Annotated in this window: 18 protein-coding genes; 8 read left to right on the top strand and 10 right to left on the bottom strand. The window is 54.8% G+C overall.

What is annotated here, in order from left to right:
• Positions 1-185: 185 nt before the first annotated feature.
• The gene (locus ACYVC2_RS20280) at positions 186-968 is read right to left on the bottom strand and encodes a sterol desaturase family protein (RefSeq protein WP_461105106.1); all 783 of its coding nucleotides are present in this window, start codon (positions 966-968) and stop codon (positions 186-188) included.
• A gap of 342 nt (positions 969-1,310) precedes the next feature.
• Here ACYVC2_RS20280 and ACYVC2_RS20275 point away from each other — a divergent pair, with 342 nt between their 5' ends.
• On the top strand, positions 1,311-1,790 hold the full coding sequence (locus tag ACYVC2_RS20275; protein WP_461105104.1) for a YciE/YciF ferroxidase family protein: 480 nt from the start codon (positions 1,311-1,313) through the stop codon (positions 1,788-1,790).
• A 166-nt stretch (positions 1,791-1,956) separates the two neighbouring features.
• Positions 1,957-2,865, top strand: a complete 909-nt coding sequence (locus ACYVC2_RS20270; protein WP_461105102.1) for a manganese catalase family protein — start codon at positions 1,957-1,959, stop codon at positions 2,863-2,865.
• A 128-nt stretch (positions 2,866-2,993) separates the two neighbouring features.
• On the opposite strand, the gene ACYVC2_RS20265 is transcribed toward ACYVC2_RS20270, so the two are convergent.
• The 5 genes from ACYVC2_RS20265 to ACYVC2_RS20245 all read right to left on the bottom strand — a co-directional run bounded on the left by ACYVC2_RS20265 (position 2,994) and on the right by ACYVC2_RS20245 (position 6,205).
• A complete protein-coding gene (locus ACYVC2_RS20265; RefSeq protein ID WP_461105100.1) occupies positions 2,994-3,248 on the bottom strand; it encodes a hypothetical protein in 255 nt (84 codons plus the stop codon).
• Between the two features lie 48 nt (positions 3,249-3,296).
• Entirely contained in the window at positions 3,297-3,788 is a 492-nt protein-coding gene (locus ACYVC2_RS20260) for a hypothetical protein (RefSeq protein WP_461105098.1), read from the bottom strand.
• Positions 3,789-3,800: 12 nt separating this feature from the next.
• A complete protein-coding gene (locus ACYVC2_RS20255) occupies positions 3,801-4,955 on the bottom strand; it encodes a zinc-dependent alcohol dehydrogenase (RefSeq protein WP_461105096.1) in 1,155 nt (384 codons plus the stop codon).
• A gap of 30 nt (positions 4,956-4,985) precedes the next feature.
• The gene (locus ACYVC2_RS20250; RefSeq protein ID WP_461105094.1) at positions 4,986-5,303 is read right to left on the bottom strand and encodes a hypothetical protein; all 318 of its coding nucleotides are present in this window, start codon (positions 5,301-5,303) and stop codon (positions 4,986-4,988) included.
• Between the two features lie 125 nt (positions 5,304-5,428).
• A complete protein-coding gene (locus ACYVC2_RS20245; RefSeq protein ID WP_461105092.1) occupies positions 5,429-6,205 on the bottom strand; it encodes a hypothetical protein in 777 nt (258 codons plus the stop codon).
• Positions 6,206-6,473: 268 nt separating this feature from the next.
• Here ACYVC2_RS20245 and ACYVC2_RS20240 point away from each other — a divergent pair, with 268 nt between their 5' ends.
• The 3 genes from ACYVC2_RS20240 (at position 6,474) to ACYVC2_RS20230 (ending at position 8,206) form a co-directional block, all read left to right on the top strand.
• Positions 6,474-6,722, top strand: coding sequence for a hypothetical protein (locus ACYVC2_RS20240; protein WP_461105090.1), 249 nt, complete (start codon positions 6,474-6,476; stop codon positions 6,720-6,722).
• A 19-nt stretch (positions 6,723-6,741) separates the two neighbouring features.
• Positions 6,742-7,110 (top strand): SPW repeat domain-containing protein, encoded by a 369-nt coding sequence (locus ACYVC2_RS20235; RefSeq protein WP_461105088.1) that lies wholly within the window; start codon positions 6,742-6,744, stop codon positions 7,108-7,110.
• Between the two features lie 232 nt (positions 7,111-7,342).
• Positions 7,343-8,206, top strand: coding sequence for a manganese catalase family protein (locus tag ACYVC2_RS20230; RefSeq protein ID WP_461105086.1), 864 nt, complete (start codon positions 7,343-7,345; stop codon positions 8,204-8,206).
• A gap of 294 nt (positions 8,207-8,500) precedes the next feature.
• Here ACYVC2_RS20230 and ACYVC2_RS20225 read toward each other — a convergent pair whose 3' ends face one another.
• The 3 genes from ACYVC2_RS20225 to ACYVC2_RS20215 all read right to left on the bottom strand — a co-directional run bounded on the left by ACYVC2_RS20225 (position 8,501) and on the right by ACYVC2_RS20215 (position 10,523).
• A complete protein-coding gene (locus ACYVC2_RS20225; protein WP_461105084.1) occupies positions 8,501-9,184 on the bottom strand; it encodes an NUDIX hydrolase in 684 nt (227 codons plus the stop codon).
• Between the two features lie 18 nt (positions 9,185-9,202).
• A complete protein-coding gene (locus ACYVC2_RS20220; protein WP_461105082.1) occupies positions 9,203-9,697 on the bottom strand; it encodes a DUF2231 domain-containing protein in 495 nt (164 codons plus the stop codon).
• A gap of 196 nt (positions 9,698-9,893) precedes the next feature.
• Positions 9,894-10,523, bottom strand: a complete 630-nt coding sequence (locus tag ACYVC2_RS20215; RefSeq protein ID WP_461105080.1) for a DUF4142 domain-containing protein — start codon at positions 10,521-10,523, stop codon at positions 9,894-9,896.
• Positions 10,524-10,826: 303 nt separating this feature from the next.
• Between ACYVC2_RS20215 and ACYVC2_RS20210 the strand changes: the two genes are divergently transcribed.
• Positions 10,827-11,189, top strand: coding sequence for a T9SS type A sorting domain-containing protein (locus ACYVC2_RS20210; protein ID WP_461105078.1), 363 nt, complete (start codon positions 10,827-10,829; stop codon positions 11,187-11,189).
• A gap of 129 nt (positions 11,190-11,318) precedes the next feature.
• On the opposite strand, the gene ACYVC2_RS20205 is transcribed toward ACYVC2_RS20210, so the two are convergent.
• Positions 11,319-12,095 carry an NUDIX hydrolase gene (locus tag ACYVC2_RS20205; RefSeq protein ID WP_461105076.1) on the bottom strand — a complete coding sequence of 259 codons (777 nt, stop codon included), beginning with the start codon at positions 12,093-12,095 and terminating at the stop codon, positions 11,319-11,321.
• A 267-nt stretch (positions 12,096-12,362) separates the two neighbouring features.
• On the opposite strand from ACYVC2_RS20205, the gene ACYVC2_RS20200 reads away from it, so the two are divergent.
• Positions 12,363-12,743 (top strand): hypothetical protein, encoded by a 381-nt coding sequence (locus tag ACYVC2_RS20200; protein WP_461105074.1) that lies wholly within the window; start codon positions 12,363-12,365, stop codon positions 12,741-12,743.
• A 420-nt stretch (positions 12,744-13,163) separates the two neighbouring features.
• On the top strand, positions 13,164-16,499 hold the full coding sequence (locus ACYVC2_RS20195; RefSeq protein WP_461105072.1) for a glycosyl hydrolase: 3,336 nt from the start codon (positions 13,164-13,166) through the stop codon (positions 16,497-16,499).
• Positions 16,500-16,545 lie beyond the last annotated feature (46 nt).

The raw sequence follows: 16,545 nt of genomic DNA, 5'->3' as shown, positions 1-16,545 counted from the left end.
GCCAACTTTTCCGGATCCACTGCACCAGATTAGTTGACCGCATTACCTCTTTCAACGCACCTAATAACAGGCTGGCGTAGTGAGTGGGGAGCCGACGTACTAATTAGTGATCGAAAGGGCATGTCAGGCTGCGTCGTCGTAAATTCTGAAAGACTTTTCGGTGAGCCTGCCGAAGAACCTGTCCGTCAGTTGGCCTTCTTTTTGCTTTTCTGCGCAAACAACCGGGGGAAGTCCGGGCTTTCGGTGTTCATCCACTTGTCCCAAAACGTGAAATACAGCCCGTAGTTATAACGAAACTGGCTGTGGTGCAGGCTGTGATGGGTGGCCCCGATCAGCCACCGGCCCAGCCAGTGCCGGGCGAAGCGGTGCGGATAAATTTCGGTATTCAGGTGGTTCACCGCGCCGGACAGGGTCATGATGATAAGAATGAGTCCGATGGCGGTAACGTGCAGGGGCAGAATAAACGTGATGAGGGGTAAGATAAGAGCCTGTAAGGTACTCTCCAGGGGATGAAACGAGAACGCTGTCCAGGTAGAGGTCGTCAGGCTATCGTGGTGGATTTTGTGAACCAGTGGATAAACTCCCGGCCGATGCATCCAGCGGTGGAGCCAGTAGTAGTAGGTTTCCTGAATGAACAATACCAACCCAATGCTGACTGGATACCATAGCAATCCGTAGTCATGAATATCCGTGTAGATCAGGGTATACCCAGCCTGGTAAGCGAGCATGACTCCCAAACCGATGACGGTAAAAATGACCGAAGTCAGTGCCGACCAGCCAATCTCCCGCCATTGCTGACCCGGCTTTCTTGGGCGAACCTGAACCGTTCGAGCTTCGGTCGAATCCGGCTGCGCCCTGATCAACAGCCATTCGAAGGCAAGCGAAAACAGAATATACCGGCCAAAAACGGCCCCAAAAAACAGGAGTGCCGTCAGGCCCAGCGAAGAAAGAGACGTAATCTGAATCATGGTAGGTTGATTGCCAATTGAGCCCCAGCAGCAGGGCCAGGAGCAAGATAAATGCAATCTGAATCATGGTAGGTTGATTGCCAATGGCCTTAACAAGAGCGAATCCGGTAAGGTTAAGAATATTTTCTGCCGTATCCGGCCCATCTACCCGTCGAGAGCCGGGTTAAACCGCAAGTGCTCAACTGCATACCGAAAAACGACGATGAGCGCCGTGCCTGAACCAGTCCGCACCGAAGGCCGCTGCCTCACTCATATCGTCGATTTCGAAGCCAGGGCACAATTGTCCTTGTTCTCCTACCAGTCAGCGTACAAAACTAACCTGACGACACATACATGGAAACAATGGACGATTTTTTTGAACACACGATCCAGGATCTGTATTCAGCTGAAAAACAAGCGCTGGAATCAATGCCAGAACTAGCCGAGCGCGCCCAGAGCGAGCAGCTTCGGCAAGCGCTGCAGGTTCACATGCGCGAAACCGAAAGTCAGGTTACGCGGCTGGAACAGATTGCCACCCAGTTAGGCATCGACCCGGACGGTGAAACCTGTCTGGCCATGCAGGGGCTCATCGAAGAAGCTCAGGATCTACTGGCTCAACTGGAAGATGGTCCATTGGCCGATGCGGCTATCATCGGAGCCGCGCAGAAAATGGAGCATTATGAGATTGCCAGCTACGGTACGGCCCGCACCCTGGCTCAGCAAACTGGTCAGGATAAAATTGCCAACATTCTGGATTCGACACTGCAGGAAGAAAAAGCCGCCGATGCCAAACTGACAACCATTGCCACCAGCTCGGTAAACCAAAAAGCGGCCGCGGAATAACAACCCATCAGCCTGAGCGTATCATGAGTTCATAGGGTAAATTTAGCCGGTGCTGGAAAGGACCATTGGATCATTCCGGCACCGGCTTTCATGACTATTTCCGGAAGCGGGGGGTTGACCTGTAGGGACGAATGTTCCTGGCTTGTTAAACACCCCCTCCAAGGTTATGATCTTAAAAATGGATCGGCTTCCTATCGAGTTGCCAACCCCCAAGAATCCCTCCGCCAACGATGCTGCTGCCATTCAGGAGCTACTAGGCGGTAAATTCGGCGAGATGTCAACGCTGATGAATTACACTTATCAGTCGTTCAACTTTCGGGGACGCAAGAAAATCCGTCCGTTCTACGACGTGATCGCCAGCATCGCCGGTGAAGAATATGGGCATATCGAGGTGGTGTCCTATGCCATCAATCTCTTACTGACGGGGGTAACCAAACGAGGCTTCGATCCGGTAGAGGCTCCGCTGGCCAACGCAACGGATGCCCGCAACACCTACCATTACATGTCTAGTGCCCAGACGTCGCTGCCCGTCGATTCGATGGGTAATTTCTGGTCCGGCCAGAACGTGTTCAGCAGTGGCAATCTGAAGCTCGATCTGCTGCATAACTTCTTTCTGGAGTGCGGAGCGCGGGGCAACAAGATGCGGGCCTATGAGATGGTCTCCGATCCGACAGCGCGCACGATGGTAGGCTATCTGCTGGTCCGGGGTGGGCTCCACGTAGTGGCTTACGCCAAGGCGCTGGAGAAACTGACCGGCGTTGAGGTGACCAAGCTGCTGCCTATTCCGGACTTGAGCAACAATGCTTTTCCCGAAGCCAGGAAATTCATGGAGCAGAAGCTGCACCTGTCGCTTTATACGTTTAGTCCGGAAGATTACACCCAGGCAGGGCTGATCTGGAACGGCCCGCATCCCGACGACGGCCAGGAGTGCTTCGTGGTTCAGGGCGCAATGCCGGGTTATCCGGTACCGGACCTGGAAGAAGAACCGCAGTTCAACGCCCCTGGTGCCGACGGGTTCGACCCGCAGATGTTTGCCGATATGGCGAAGAAAATGGGAATCAAATACGAATACTGATCAGCGTATAACATCCGGACCGATACCGGTTCCATAAAAACAGGGGTAGGCTACCAGTACAGTAGCCTACCCCTGTTTTTATACGCAATAGAACGGGTTCTTCTGATCTGGTCAGAAGAACCCAGTTTTTATTTTTTGTTCGTTTTATCGTGCCCTTCCAGTTTGACCAGCTTGTTGTACAGGCCCAGCAGCAGGAAAGGAGCCGCCCACTGGCCTACGAACAAACTACGTTTGCGGTCGTCGGTTGCCTGCAAATAGGCCGATACACCCATGGAAGCGAGTGCCGCCCACAGAAAGAGATCGGAAGGAAGTTTAGCGGTTTGTTCTTCGATGGCATTAGCCACGGGGCCTTCTTTGTGTTCTGGATTGTTCAGTGGATTCATGTGTCTGAGTTGATTTTATTAAGATGATAAATTGGTTTCACGATTGGCCTAGCCCCTTTTCCGGCTTTTTTTACCCGATAAAAGTGCGACGGCTGCCGTGGTGACGATGGCCCCAATGACCACAGTCTGAAGCAGCCCTTTCCGGTCGTACTTCCAGGCCGCTTTTAATCCTTTTTCGGCAAAAATATTCGGGATGTGCCCCTGCCGGATGTCGTCCACGATGCCTTCGACCACGTTGATCCGGTCGGCCAGCAGCAGCGGTAGCCAGTGGCCATATTCCGACTCGCTGGCTTTGAAGGCCAGCCGGCGGAGTTGCCCGCTGAGGCCGCTGGGCGGTACAGACGTGCCGAAAACAGCGCTCACGTTGGGCCGTTCGATCGACTGGAGTACTTCGACGTCGACCGGCTGCTGCGAAGGACGCTCCCAGCTATAGCCCTTCTGTTCGGCGTCGGTACGGTGCTTGATGGGGTAAGTCGGGTCGTTCTTCGGATCGGCGTCGATACCCCAGCCCAGGATGTGCGCATACTCTTTGTTTTCCATGGTAGCTTATGGTTAACCTCTGGCAGAAGGAGGAATAAGAACAGGTTTGATACAGTTGTCGAGTTTGTTGGCGAATATGTAGTACGCTTCGGACACCTCTTCGAGCGGCACCCGGTGCGTAATCATTGCCTTGGGGTTCAGCACCCCGCTCTGAATATGCTCGATCAGCCGGGGTAACAGCCGTTTGACCGAAGCCTGGTTGGCGCGGATGGTGATGCCTTTGTTGACGACATTGCCGATAGGCACCAGGTTATCGGTGGGACCGTAGACCCCGACGATGGACACGATACCGCCTTTTTTGACCGAGTTGATGGCCCAGTGCAGCGCCGTAGCCGACCCGGCCTGAATCAGCAGCTTCCGTCCGGTAATGGTTTGCAGCGGGCTCCCCTCGGCTTCGGCACCGACCGCATCGATGCAGACATCGGCCCCCATCCAGTCGGTCATTTTCTTGATGAATACTACCGGATCGTCCATCTCCTTGAAATTATACGCTTCGCAGGGCGCATAGTTCCGAACGAATTCGAGCCGGTAATCGATGTGATCGATGACGATGACGCGCCCGGCCCCAAACAGCCAGGCACAGCGGGCGGCCATAATCCCGACGGGACCGGCCCCGAACACGACGACGGTGTCGCCGGGCTGAATACCGCCCATTTCGGCTGCCTGATAGCCCGTGGGTACCACGTCGGTGAGCAGAACCGCATCATCGGGGTCCATACCTGGCGGGATAACCGTTGGCCCAAAGTTGGCGTAGGGCACCCGTACGTATTCGGCCTGCCCACCATCGTAGCCGCCGGCCGTATGCGAATACCCGAAAATACCCCCTACGGCCGTGGCTTCGGTATTCGATTCGTGGCAGTTGCCATAGAGCCCCTGCTGGCAAAAGCTACATTTGCCACAGGCAATATTGAAAGGCACCAGTACGGTATCGCCTACCTTTATTTTCTCGACCGCCGAGCCAATCACTTCCACCACCCCGATGAACTCGTGCCCAAAGGTCATGCCCACCCGCGTATCGGGTACGTTACCGTTGTAGAGGTGCAGATCCGATCCGCAGATACAGGAGCGGGTGACCCGTACGATGGCATCTTCGGGATGCTTGATTTCCGGATAAGGTTTACGATCGATGCGGACCCGTCGGGGGCCCCGATAATTCATGGCCAGCATAGGCTTCGTTGCGTTATAGATTGGTAAGATTTATTGATTACTGCTCGTCGAACCAGCTGATTTAGCCGTGGCTTTCTTCGCCGGCCGGGCTCTCTGGCCAGTTCCCGACGCCGGATTGCCGGTGTAGTCTGGTTGGCCGGCTTTCGAACGGCTCTGCTGTTGTTGCTTCTCTTTGCCGTAAGGAACGCCTTTGCCTTCGAGCTGGCTGTTACTGGCTTTACTACCGTTGTCGGCAGGAGCGGGCGAAGCGCCACGCTGCCCCTGGGCGGTTCCGGTGGCCGATTGTGCCCAGCTGCTGACAAAACCGCCAAGCAGAAGCAGCGTAAGTAGGGAGGTTACTTTTTTCATGGACGGAATTAGCTGATGACTCTATTGCAATCGCCATGGATAACCAACCGGTCTTTCCACTGCTTGGTTATGGATACCCCGCAGAAGTAAGGCAACGGTTTAGGCTGTGAACAATTCTCGCGGAATTAGTTGCCAGTATGCCCTCTCGGATTATTGATCGAGTCGATCAGCAGCTTAGCCAGTCCAATACAGCCCTGTTTTAGTTTAGCCGGGTCACCGGGCATCGAAGCCGCCACGGTGAATACATGGTTGTTGAACAGTACGTGAAGGGATTTTTTGCCCGGTTCCCAGATGGCTTTGTCGCCCACCATATCGACTGCTTCGCCCGTAGCCGTGTTCTGGGCTGGCTCGACCAACTTGGGAGCGGGGCTGGTAACACCTGCCAGCGGAGCGCCGGGCTGAGCGCCCCGGGCCGAATCCTGCTTCGGGCTTGCGGTGGTCGTACTGGCGGGCAGCTCGGCTCCGGTTCCCTGCGGTTGCGGGCCAGACAGGGTCGGCTTCGACTCGCCGTTCTGATCAGCTTGCCGATTGGCCTTAGGCTCGAACAATTTGTTGAAGTAGTATTCAGACTGGTAGACCGACTCGAAGGGCTTCTCGCTCTCCAGATAGAAACCAATTTTATGGCCCTCCCACCGCAGTTCGCAACTCTTCAGTTCACTGGACCGCTCCAGCTCGACCTTATCGCCCAGTTGAAACAGATTCCGGACGAATTCCTCGGGCAGGTAATTGCAGGGTTCCTGGTAGTGGTAGTCGGTACTGAGCAGCCAAACCCCACTGACGCGTCTGGCCACGTAGTCATCACCCAATCCGGCTGCGGTGCCGTTGTCCATGTTATCCCGCTCCTGGGTCGAACAGGCCAGTACTGACAGGCCCAGCAGCACTGTATACACAATTTTTGTCATCCGTTTAGAAAGTTTGGTTAATAGCTAGTCTGTGCTTTTGTGAGTAGATAAACCTGGCTACGGATCGTGGGCAGACAATTCATACCCAAAGTGAGGAAATGGCCGGTCCGGCGCTACCCTGATGAAACTGCCCCCGGAGCCCGAATAGCCCGTTACCTAACTCGCCCGGTTTGCTACGAACGATTTGGTTCGGCAGCGGTAGAAAAGACAATTCCTGCAACGGACTCGGGAGGACCACTGGCAGATTTTTCGCACAAACCAACAGGCTATGAAGCTCGGAGAACGGCTGCTCAAGCACCTCAACAAGACCTACGCCCCCTCACAGATGATTGCGTTCCGGTTCGGACGCTACGACGTAGCGATGAAAACGAACGAGGATGGAAACCCAGTTCTTGCTTTCGTGGGCCAGGCCGACGAGCGAGGCATCATCAAAGGGCAGCAGTATGCGCGCCGACTCGTCAGAAACGCTGAGGGGGCTATCATCAAGGATCACTGGGACGACCGGGGAAAAGTTTAATCGTAAACACATCACCACAATGAAACCTATTCCAACAAAAGTCCACGGTATACTGGACTATACGACCGGAGCGCTTTTTCTGGCGTCGCCCTGGCTGCTGGGCTTTGCCAGCAACGATGCAGCCCGGCGGGTAGCGGTCGGTACGGGCGTAGCCGTACTGGGGCTGTCGGCCTTAACCAGCTACGAAGCGGGCCTGTCCAAACAGGTTCCTATGACTACCCACCTTGCTGTCGATAAGGTAAACGGGGTTCTGGTAGCGGCATCCCCCTGGCTGTTCGGCTTTGCCAGGCAGATCCGCTGGCCACACGTGGCATTCGGTCTGCTTGAACTGGGTGCCGGTTTGCTAACCCAGACCAGCCCCAAAACAAACAAAAAGGCGGATCGATAGCCTATCCGTTTCCTCACTTACCGGGACCAGGCGGACATACTTCAGGGTATCGGCGGGTTAGTAAGGTAAGTACGGCCACAGGGCACCCGTTCGATCGACGCATGAAACAACGGTTATGATACTCACTCTGCGGGCTGTCGCTTCCGGAAGTACCTGGGCTCAGGCTGGTGTTTCCACCAATGCCCAGTCGGTCAACCAACCGGCAACTTAAAACCAATAATTCCCAGTATCTATGTTTTATCACGACAAAAAGCTCCAGTATAAAGTACGGGTCGATAAGCCCAATCCACAATTTGCCCGGGCCCTGCAGCAGGCCATCGGGGGCGTCGAAGGCGAAATCCGCGTTTGTCTGCAATACCTGTTTCAGGCCTGGAACTCCCGCGGGCCAGTTCGTTACCGCGACATGCTGCTCAACACGGGCACCGAAGAAATATCGCACATCGAAATGCTGGCAACGGCCGTGTGCCTGAATCTGGAAGGAGCGCCCAGCAGTGTGATCGAAAGCATTGTCGGCGACGACCCAATCCTGGAAAAAGTGATGGGCGGTGGCGATCCCCGTCATTTTCTGTCGGGTGGTATGGGCGCGCTGGCGTCGGATGCCAATGGTGTACCGTTCAACGGATCGTGGGTGGTCAGTTCGGGCAATATCGCAGCCGACATGTTCTCCAATGTCAATGCCGAAGCGACGGGTCGTACGCTGGCTACGCGCCTGTATGAAATGACCGACGACGCGGGTATGAAAGACATGCTCGCTTTTCTGATCGCCCGCGACACGATGCACCAGCAGCAGTGGCTGGCCGTGCTCGAAGAACTGGGGCACGGTAACATGCTGGGCGTGCTGCCTATTCCGAACAGCTTCCCGCAGACGCAGGAGCATCAGGAGTTCAGCTACACGTTTGTCGATACCAACATCGATCCCGATTCGCCAACCGTCGGCCAGAACCAGCGATGGACTCACGGCACTTCACTGGATGGTCGTGGTCAGTTCAAGGAAATGAAAGCGCAACCCTTTGGACAGGAGCCGGTACTGGGCCCACCGATGCCGGAAGGCCACGCCCAGACGGAACAAATGACCCAGGCGGGCGAAAAAATGTAATTGATTGGTGGGTCAGAACCGGGCTGAACCGTCTTCAAAAGAGATGGTTTAGCCCATTCTTATTTTGAAGCCAAAAAGTATAAACCTGCTCAAGGTTTCCTTTTCTGCCGAAAACAACGCAGCACAGCACGTCTGTTGTCATTCCGACCGCAGGGAGGAATCTTGAAATCTCCTCACGGGATAGTTTAAGATTCCTCTTTACGGTCGGAATGACAAAGAAAGCTCTGACAACCTGTTGTATCGGCCCAGCTCCTGCGAAGTCCTTTGCGCTCTCTGTTTTTTTAAGAATGGAGGTCAGAGCTGGCTCATTAGCACATACTCGCCAGTCAGCTTCAGGTATTGCAGATGACTCATCACTCCGTGGATGTTACTCACGAGTCGGTGAGCTTCCGGAAAGGTGACGATGCGCAAAGAGGTATGTTCGTTTTCACTTTCTTTGCCGGTCTGCTGCCCGTCGATGGCTTTGATATCGGCCAGCGCCATGCGCCGTTCGAGGTAAAAAAAATGCAGGGCTTCGTCGCTGGTCGAGGTAGCCGAATACAGCGGTTTATCGAAGAGCGGCTTTACCTCTTCGGGCTTCACCGCCAGCTTTGTTTCTTCGCCCAGCTCCCGCACCGCCACATCGTGGGGCGATGGATCATTTTCGTCGATCATCCCGGCCGGGTGCTCATAGGTTTGAGAACCATCGCAAATCCGGCGCTGACGGACCAGGAGCACGTACTTTTCGCCTGTTTCTTCAGCGAGCAATACCACCAGTATCGACACGGCATTTCCTTTCAAAAAGCAGATCGGATGCAGCGAGCTCCCTTCAGGCGAGTTGGCGTTGATCCGAAGCAGGGCGTATAAAAGGCTACCGTCTTTTTCTGCCCGGTGAATATAAACGGGCTCTATGCTGTTGATCTGATTGTGGTTTTCTTCCAGGTGGTGATGCCAGGCCTGGTATTTAGCCGCCGTATCGAGCACGTTCTGGTCAGTCATAACTTCAGGTCATACGCCTTATCTGGTGTGCAGGTCTGGCTTATGGGTCAGGGAATTGGTCGCGTCCAGGTGCGCGTTCACGTCGACACCAACGCCCAGCCGATCGATCAGTTCACCGCCCAGCCAACCGGTTATTCCCAGCACCACGAAAGCGATAAAGGAACAGATCAGGGCAAACAGCGTTGGGTGATGACCGGGTTCGTCAGTACGTCCCCACCAGCTTAGCAGAAAAACCACCAGCACCACAACGTTGCCCAGCCCGTGCAGCAGCCCGATTCGTTTGGCCCGGGTGCCCGCCGGAATGGCAAACCAGTCGATCCAGCCGGGAACCGCGGCCAGGAGACCGCCAATGAGCCCGGCGGTGATCATCCAGTAGGCCACCACTGGAAACGCGGGATTATCATTCAGGAAATAAACAACATCAAAAATGACGGCTGTAAGCAGCAAACCCAAAGGAAATACGATGAGAATAGGATGCGCCGGATGACCTGCTACTTTGGCTCTACTTTCCATGTTTGATGTGTTTCGTTGGCAAGCTAACCGGCTGGTTGTCCATACCGTCTTGCTGTTTGGCTGGATTGTTAGGCAAAGGCCACGTGGTAACAGCCGCGTGGTAACGGCCTTCTGTTACAGAAAATGAAGGCCGACAAAAAAGCCGGTCATCCTTCGTCAGGATGACCGGCTGCATGAATACCCTTTTTTTGACTGACTACATTTTATCTTTGATCTGACGCGCGACTTTCAGGTGGGTTTTTACCAGGGGGTGGGCAGCCTGACCGACACCTTTCAGACTGGCATCCGATGCACTGGACTCCACTTTCGACATCACCTTGTCGAGTTTCTCGTGGTTTTTAACCCCGCTTTCGGCTACGTACATCTGGTCGAACGACGCGCCCGACATTCCCTGTAGTTTGGTTACCATCGCCTGGGTTTCGGCATCCGGTCCCGACGGCAGCGTAACTCCTTTCGCGCTGGCAATTTCCTGCAGTTTCGACGCCAGGCCGGTTTGTTCATCTACCTCTGCCTGCGCCAGCTGACGCACTTCGGGACTGGTGGCTTTCTGCACGGCTACTTTGCTGACTTCCAGCTGCATCATGCCGCCCTTGGCTACTTCCATCATCAGGCTCTGGTCGGCGCTGGACAGCTTCGCCGGGCTAGCCGATACGGCAGCAACGGCAGCGGCTCCTTTCTGGTTTTGCTGGTCGAACTCCGACTTGGTTTCTTTGCCGACCATGTTGGTCGTACCCGAATTCATGGAAGCGCTGTTTTGCTGGGCCAGCGTAGCACCGGTCGTCAGCAGGGCCAGCATCAGCCCCAGGGCAATCGATTGTGTTTTCATAACTTGAGTCGTTGTAAATAATTGAATTGGTTTGCCTGGCCTAACGCCCCGTTTCGTTCGGTTGTTCGGCCGCCCCGCCGATTCCAGCCAAATAGTTATACACCGAGCCGGTTCGAGGTCATCGGGGCAAAGCACTCATCTGCTGAAAACCCGCACTTGTCTTCTTTATTCAGTTGCTCATCACCTTTGCTTTTCTGGTTTGTGCCGGACATAGCAACTTTGTTTCACCGGATCGGCAGCGCAGCAACCCGCTCTGAAGAGCCGGCCATCAAACCAGATAATCAACCATTTACAATGAAAGCCATGAAAAAAGTATTTATTCTGATGCTGGGCCTGGTAGCCAGTACCGCATCGTTCGCCACTAGCAATGAGCCCAGTAAACTGTCGGCCGCTCAGACGCACCTGGTCATGACCAGCACGCATAAAATAAAACTCTACGTACAACCCCTTCAAACAAAAGGACAGCTGGCGATCTGGGACGCCAAGGGACACGCGCTTTACACCGAAACGGTAAGTCTGCAAAAAGGCCTGAACCAGCAGTTCGACTTTTCGGCCCTGGAAACGGGCACCTACCGGCTTACCCTCGACACCGGCTCGGAAACCCTCACGAAGACGTTTGTGGTACAGGCCGATCCCAATGAAAGCTTCGTGGTTCAGGAACCGTAAGCCTCTGCCTCGTCGCTTCATTACACAACGCTCCAGACGCATCCGGAGCTAACGGGTAAACCCATCGAAACTTGCTCAACCGCGAGTCTGATTCGCTTACCCGTTAGCTCGTCCGCAGGACTTACCCAGCTAATACGTGTGGATGATGCCCTGCTTCAGGGCTTCTTCGTAAGCTTCCTTTTCGAACTGATACAGATAGGGCGAGCGGTGAGGGCCAATGGCACGCTGCTCGGACAGTTTCCGGATCAGTCCCAGATTCACCAGCTTTTTCGAGAAGTTTCGCGGGTCCAGTTCTTTGCCCAGAATCGTTTCATACAACGTGTGAATTTCGGGCAGGGTAAATTTTTCGGGCAAGAGATTATAGCCAATGGGCTGATGATAAATCTGAAGCCGAAGCGTAGCCAGGGCCTTGTCGACCACCTCGTTCTGGTCGAACAAAAGCGCCGGAATTTCTTTTACATCCCACCACCGGTAATCTGCGGTGAAAAAATCGGTCCGGACGCTGACCTGCGAATAATCAACCAAAGCGAAGTAGCCGACCGACAGCGTCCGTTCGAACAACCAGTTGCCGTCGGCCACTTCCAGGCCATATTTTTCGGAAAACTCGCGGGTACTCCGCTCCTGCAGCCGATAGGGTGAATCGCCAAAAACATGAAACTGCTGCAGAAATACCTGCTCCAGGCCGGTCCGTTCCTGCAAAATACGATGAGCTGCCTGACTCAGGGGCTCTCTTCGCTGAACAAACCCGCCAGGGAGGCCCCAGCCATCGAGTCCTTTCCATTTCAGCAGTAAAATCTTGAGTTGCTGATCGTGGTAGCCAAAAATGACTGGGTCGAGACTCAGGTGGGGCAGATAATGCTTATGGCCGTTTCTGACAAAGTCGTCGACTTCTTCTAGCGAGTTCATACGTCAAAGCTAAAAAATAAATCCGTAAGTTTTACGGATTGAGAATGGAAGTCCCTTATCTTTATTCCGTAAAATTTACACTATTAAGATTAGTTCTATTTAATCCGTAAATAATCAAGTAGATTGGGGCTACAATTTATTCTTAACTCGCTTCTCTGACGACCAAATGGCTACCTCATTGCCGCTTTCGGTGCAGGGCCTGCTATGTAAATACGTTAAGTAAAGACATTTTTCCAGTAAACGTTTCACAATTAATCAATTAGCACAATGAAAAAAGTAAGTTTATTTCTGTTCATTTTTCTACTGGGTATTTGTGTCAGGGGCTTTTCGCAGACGACACAACCGGCTGACTTTTTTGCCGGCAAATGGGAAGTTCTGGTGACGGGTACCCCGCAGGGCGACGCCAAATTCATTACCGACCTGGCCCGAAAAGACGGTAAACTGACCGGTGAGCTAAAAGACCCTGCGGGGGTTAGACCGGCCATGCCCATTACAAAAATCGAAGAAGAAAAAGACAAACTGACGATCTACTTCAATACGGATCAGGCGGGCGAAATCCCCATCGAGCTGACCAAAGTAGACGATGACCATCTGAAAGGTTCGCTGATGAACATGTTTGAGTCGACGGCGCTACGCGTAAAACAATAAAAAGCTGCCCCTAACGTGATTTCCGCACGACCAGCAGACTGATTTATTTATTAACAACAAGCTATTTTTCTGTCATCCCGACGCCAGGAGGGATCTTAAAACGTCCTTACTTATGGGTCCGGAAGTACTGAGATCCCTCCTGGCGTCGGGATGACAGAAAAATCGTAGCGCTGGTTTGTATTACCCTAATAGCCTATCCCACTCCCGGCAGCTAACCTAAGGAATTTTTGCTCCCTGGGTTAGCTGCTCGCTTATACACTCTACTCAAAAGCTCCTGTCAGCCCCATCGGGATAAGCGCTGAACTCGGCTCAAGCGCTCCCGACGCCACGGAGTAACTCTATGAAAGTGAACTGGGTTTCGATCGGTAATTTGCTAACAAATTCCTTAAGATCAATACCTTACTCCTTACCCTATCTTTTATGAAAAAATTAACCTGTTTGGCCTGGCTCCTCCCGGCGCTGGCTTTTGCACAGCCTTCGCCCCTGCAAAAGGGTTTCCAGACACCGCCCGATGCCGCCAAGCCCCGGGTGTGGTGGCACTGGATGAACGGCAACATTACCAAAGAAGGCATCACCAAAGACCTCGAATGGATGAAGCGCGTCGGCATCGGCGGCTTTCAGAACTTCGACGCCAGCCTGCTCACGCCCAACGTGACCCCGAAAAAGCTGGTGTTCATGACGCCCGAATGGAAAGATGCGTTTAAGCACACAACCGAGCTGGCTAAAAAACTCGGGCTCGAAATGGCCATAGCAGGCTCGCCGGGCTGGAGCGTAACGGGCGGCCCCTGGGTACCGGCTGCCGATGCCATGAAGAAATACGTCTGGAGCGAAACGCGGGTAACGGGTGGGCAGGCATTTTCGGGCAAATTACCCCAGCCGCCAGCTACTACGGGTAAGTTCCAGAACGTGCCGCTCACAGCCTCTAATCTGATGGGTGGCACCCCCAAAAACGTTCCGAACTACTACGCCGATGCGGCTGTGATCGCTTATCAGCTGCCGGCTGCCGAGAAACCGATGGCTTCGCTGAATCCTAAAATCACGGCAAGCGGAGGGTCCTTCAATCTGGCCGACCTCACCGACGGCGATCTGGCCAAAACTACCCTCCTGCCGCCGATGGAAATAGGCCAGGACATGTGGGTACAGTATGCGTTCGACAGCCCGCAAACGGTCAAAGCGTTTACGATCGTGGGGGCTCCCGCAGCGGGCGAACTGGCGGAGTTCCGGGGCATGCCCGACAACCGGAGCCTAAAAGTGAGCGACGACGGCGTCAACTTCCGCGACGTGGTCATCATTCGGGGCAGTACGGTTCCCCAGAGCACGATGGGTATTCTACCCACCACGGCCCGGTTCTTCCGCTTCACCTTCAAAACCGAAGCGCCCGAAGGGAATCCGTTTGCGTCGATGTTCGGGGGGAATGCCGCGCCGGGCAAACCGCAGGGCGTTCCCGTCGCCGAACTGGTTCTCCACAATACAGACCGCGTCGACCTGGTCGAGCAGAAGGCAGGTTTCGCGGCCTGGAAAGAAAATACTCACTCGCTGGTGAAACCCGACGCCGACGCGATTCCGACCAGCGACGTAGTTGACCTGACCACGAAGATGAGCGCCGATGGTACACTCAACTGGACTCCTCCAGCTGGCAACTGGGTCGTCATGCGACTGGGCTATTCGCTGACCGGTCGCGAGAACCACCCGGCCTCGCCCGAAGCGACCGGTCTGGAAGTGGATAAACTCGATAAAACCGCCGTTCGCACCTACATCGACACCTACCTGGACATGTACAAAGACGCGACCGGCGGGCAGATGGGCGCGAAAGGGCTGGAATACATGGTGCTGGACTCGTACGAAGCCGGGCATATGACCTGGACCAAAACTCTGCCGATGGAGTTTCAGAAACGACGTGGCTATGCCATCACACCCTGGTTGCCGGTGCTGACGGGTCGGGTGGTGCAGAGTGGCGAAGCCAGCGAAAAATTCCTGTGGGACTTCCGCAAGACCATCGGCGAGCTGATCGTCGAGAGCCATTACGAGGTAATTGGTGACGCCCTGCGCGCCCGCGGTATGAAACGCTACACCGAGTCGCACGAGAACGGTCGGATTTATTTAGCCGACGGCATGGACGTCAAACGCCGGGCCGACATTCCGATGTCGGCGATGTGGACGCCGGGTAGCCTGGCCGGTGGCAGCAATGAAGAAGTGCGCAGCGAGGCCGACATCCGGGAGGCTGCATCGGTCGCGCATATCTACGGGCAGAACCTGGTAGCGGCCGAATCGATGACCTCCGTTCAGAATGGGTTTAGCTGGCATCCCGAAAAACTCAAGCGCACCGCCGACCTCGAAATGGCATCGGGACTAAACCGCTTCGTCATTCACACGTCGGTTCACCAGCCTCTCGACGATAAAAAGCCCGGCTTCTCGCTCGGGCCTTTCGGGCAGTATTTCACCCGACAGGAGACCTGGGCCGAACAGGCCAAACCCTGGATGGAATACCTGGGCCGCAGTTGTTACCTGCTGCAACAGGGCAAACCTGTAGTGGACGTGCTGTACTACTACGGCGAAAACTACAACATCACCCAGGCTTTCGCGGATAAGTTACCCGCCATCCCCGCCGGTTACGCTTTCGACTTTGCCAATGCAACGGTGATCAAAGAAGCCCTGCGGGTCGAAAACGGCCGAATCGTTACCCCGAGTGGCCAGACCTACCGCGTGCTGGTGCTGGATGAAACCGCCAAAACCATGACCCTGCCGGTGCTGAAAAAGCTGGGTGAGCTGGTCAAAGCCGGGATGAAAGTGGTCGGTGCCAAACCCGACCACTCGCCCAGCTTAAGTGACAACCCCGGTGGCCCGGCCGAGTTTACGACGCTGGCCAATCAGATCTGGAGCAATTCGAACGTCTCGACAAAACCAGTCGAAACTGTGCTGAGCGCGATGAACATTCCAAAAGACGTGTCCATTACGGACGAGAAGGCACCCATCCTCTTCGTACACCGCCAGACCAGTGAGGGCGATATCTACTGGCTCGACAGCCGGAGCGCAGACGCCAACGAAGCGCAGATCAGCTTTCGGGTAACGGGAAAAGTGCCGCATCGGTGGAACCCACAAACGGGTAAGCAGGAAACGGTGTCGTACCAGATCAAAGACGGGCGCACGATCGTACCCCTCTCATTCGAGTCGTGGGGTGCTTATTTTATCGTTTTCGCCGACAAAGCGACCGTGGCGTCTTATACTAAACCCGCCGTCACGGAGTCGCCGGTGGCGAGCGTAACGGGTACCTGGACGGTTCATTTTCAGGCCGACCGCGGTGCGCCCCAGCAGACGAGCTTAGCGTCGCTGGCGTCGTTGTCGGAAAACACGGATCCCGGCATCAAGTACTTCTCCGGCACGGCCACCTACGACAACACGTTCGAGCTACCGGCCCAGACGAAAGGAGCCTCGTACATGCTTGATCTGGGCGAGGTAAAAAACATCGCGGAGGTGCTGGTCAATGGGAAACCGGTGGGCACCGTCTGGAAAAAACCATTTCGCCTGGACATCACGGATGCCCTGAGGCCAGGCCGCAACACCGTACAGGTCAGGGTGACGAACTTGTGGGTCAACCGCCTGATCGGCGACGCCCAGCCTGGCGTAACCAATAAGATCACGTTTACGACCCTGCCATTCTACCGGGCAGACTCTCCTCTCCTGCCGTCGGGCCTGCTGGGACCGGTCCGGGTGTTGGCCGAAAGCCCTGGTCTGGCCAACGCAGCAACAAAGCGATAAATTTATTATCAGTTGGAGTACCAATGTAGTGCCGACCCTCCTGGTC

This window comes from Spirosoma koreense, assembly GCF_054777875.1.
This window is presented reverse-complemented; position numbering and strand designations above follow the sequence as displayed.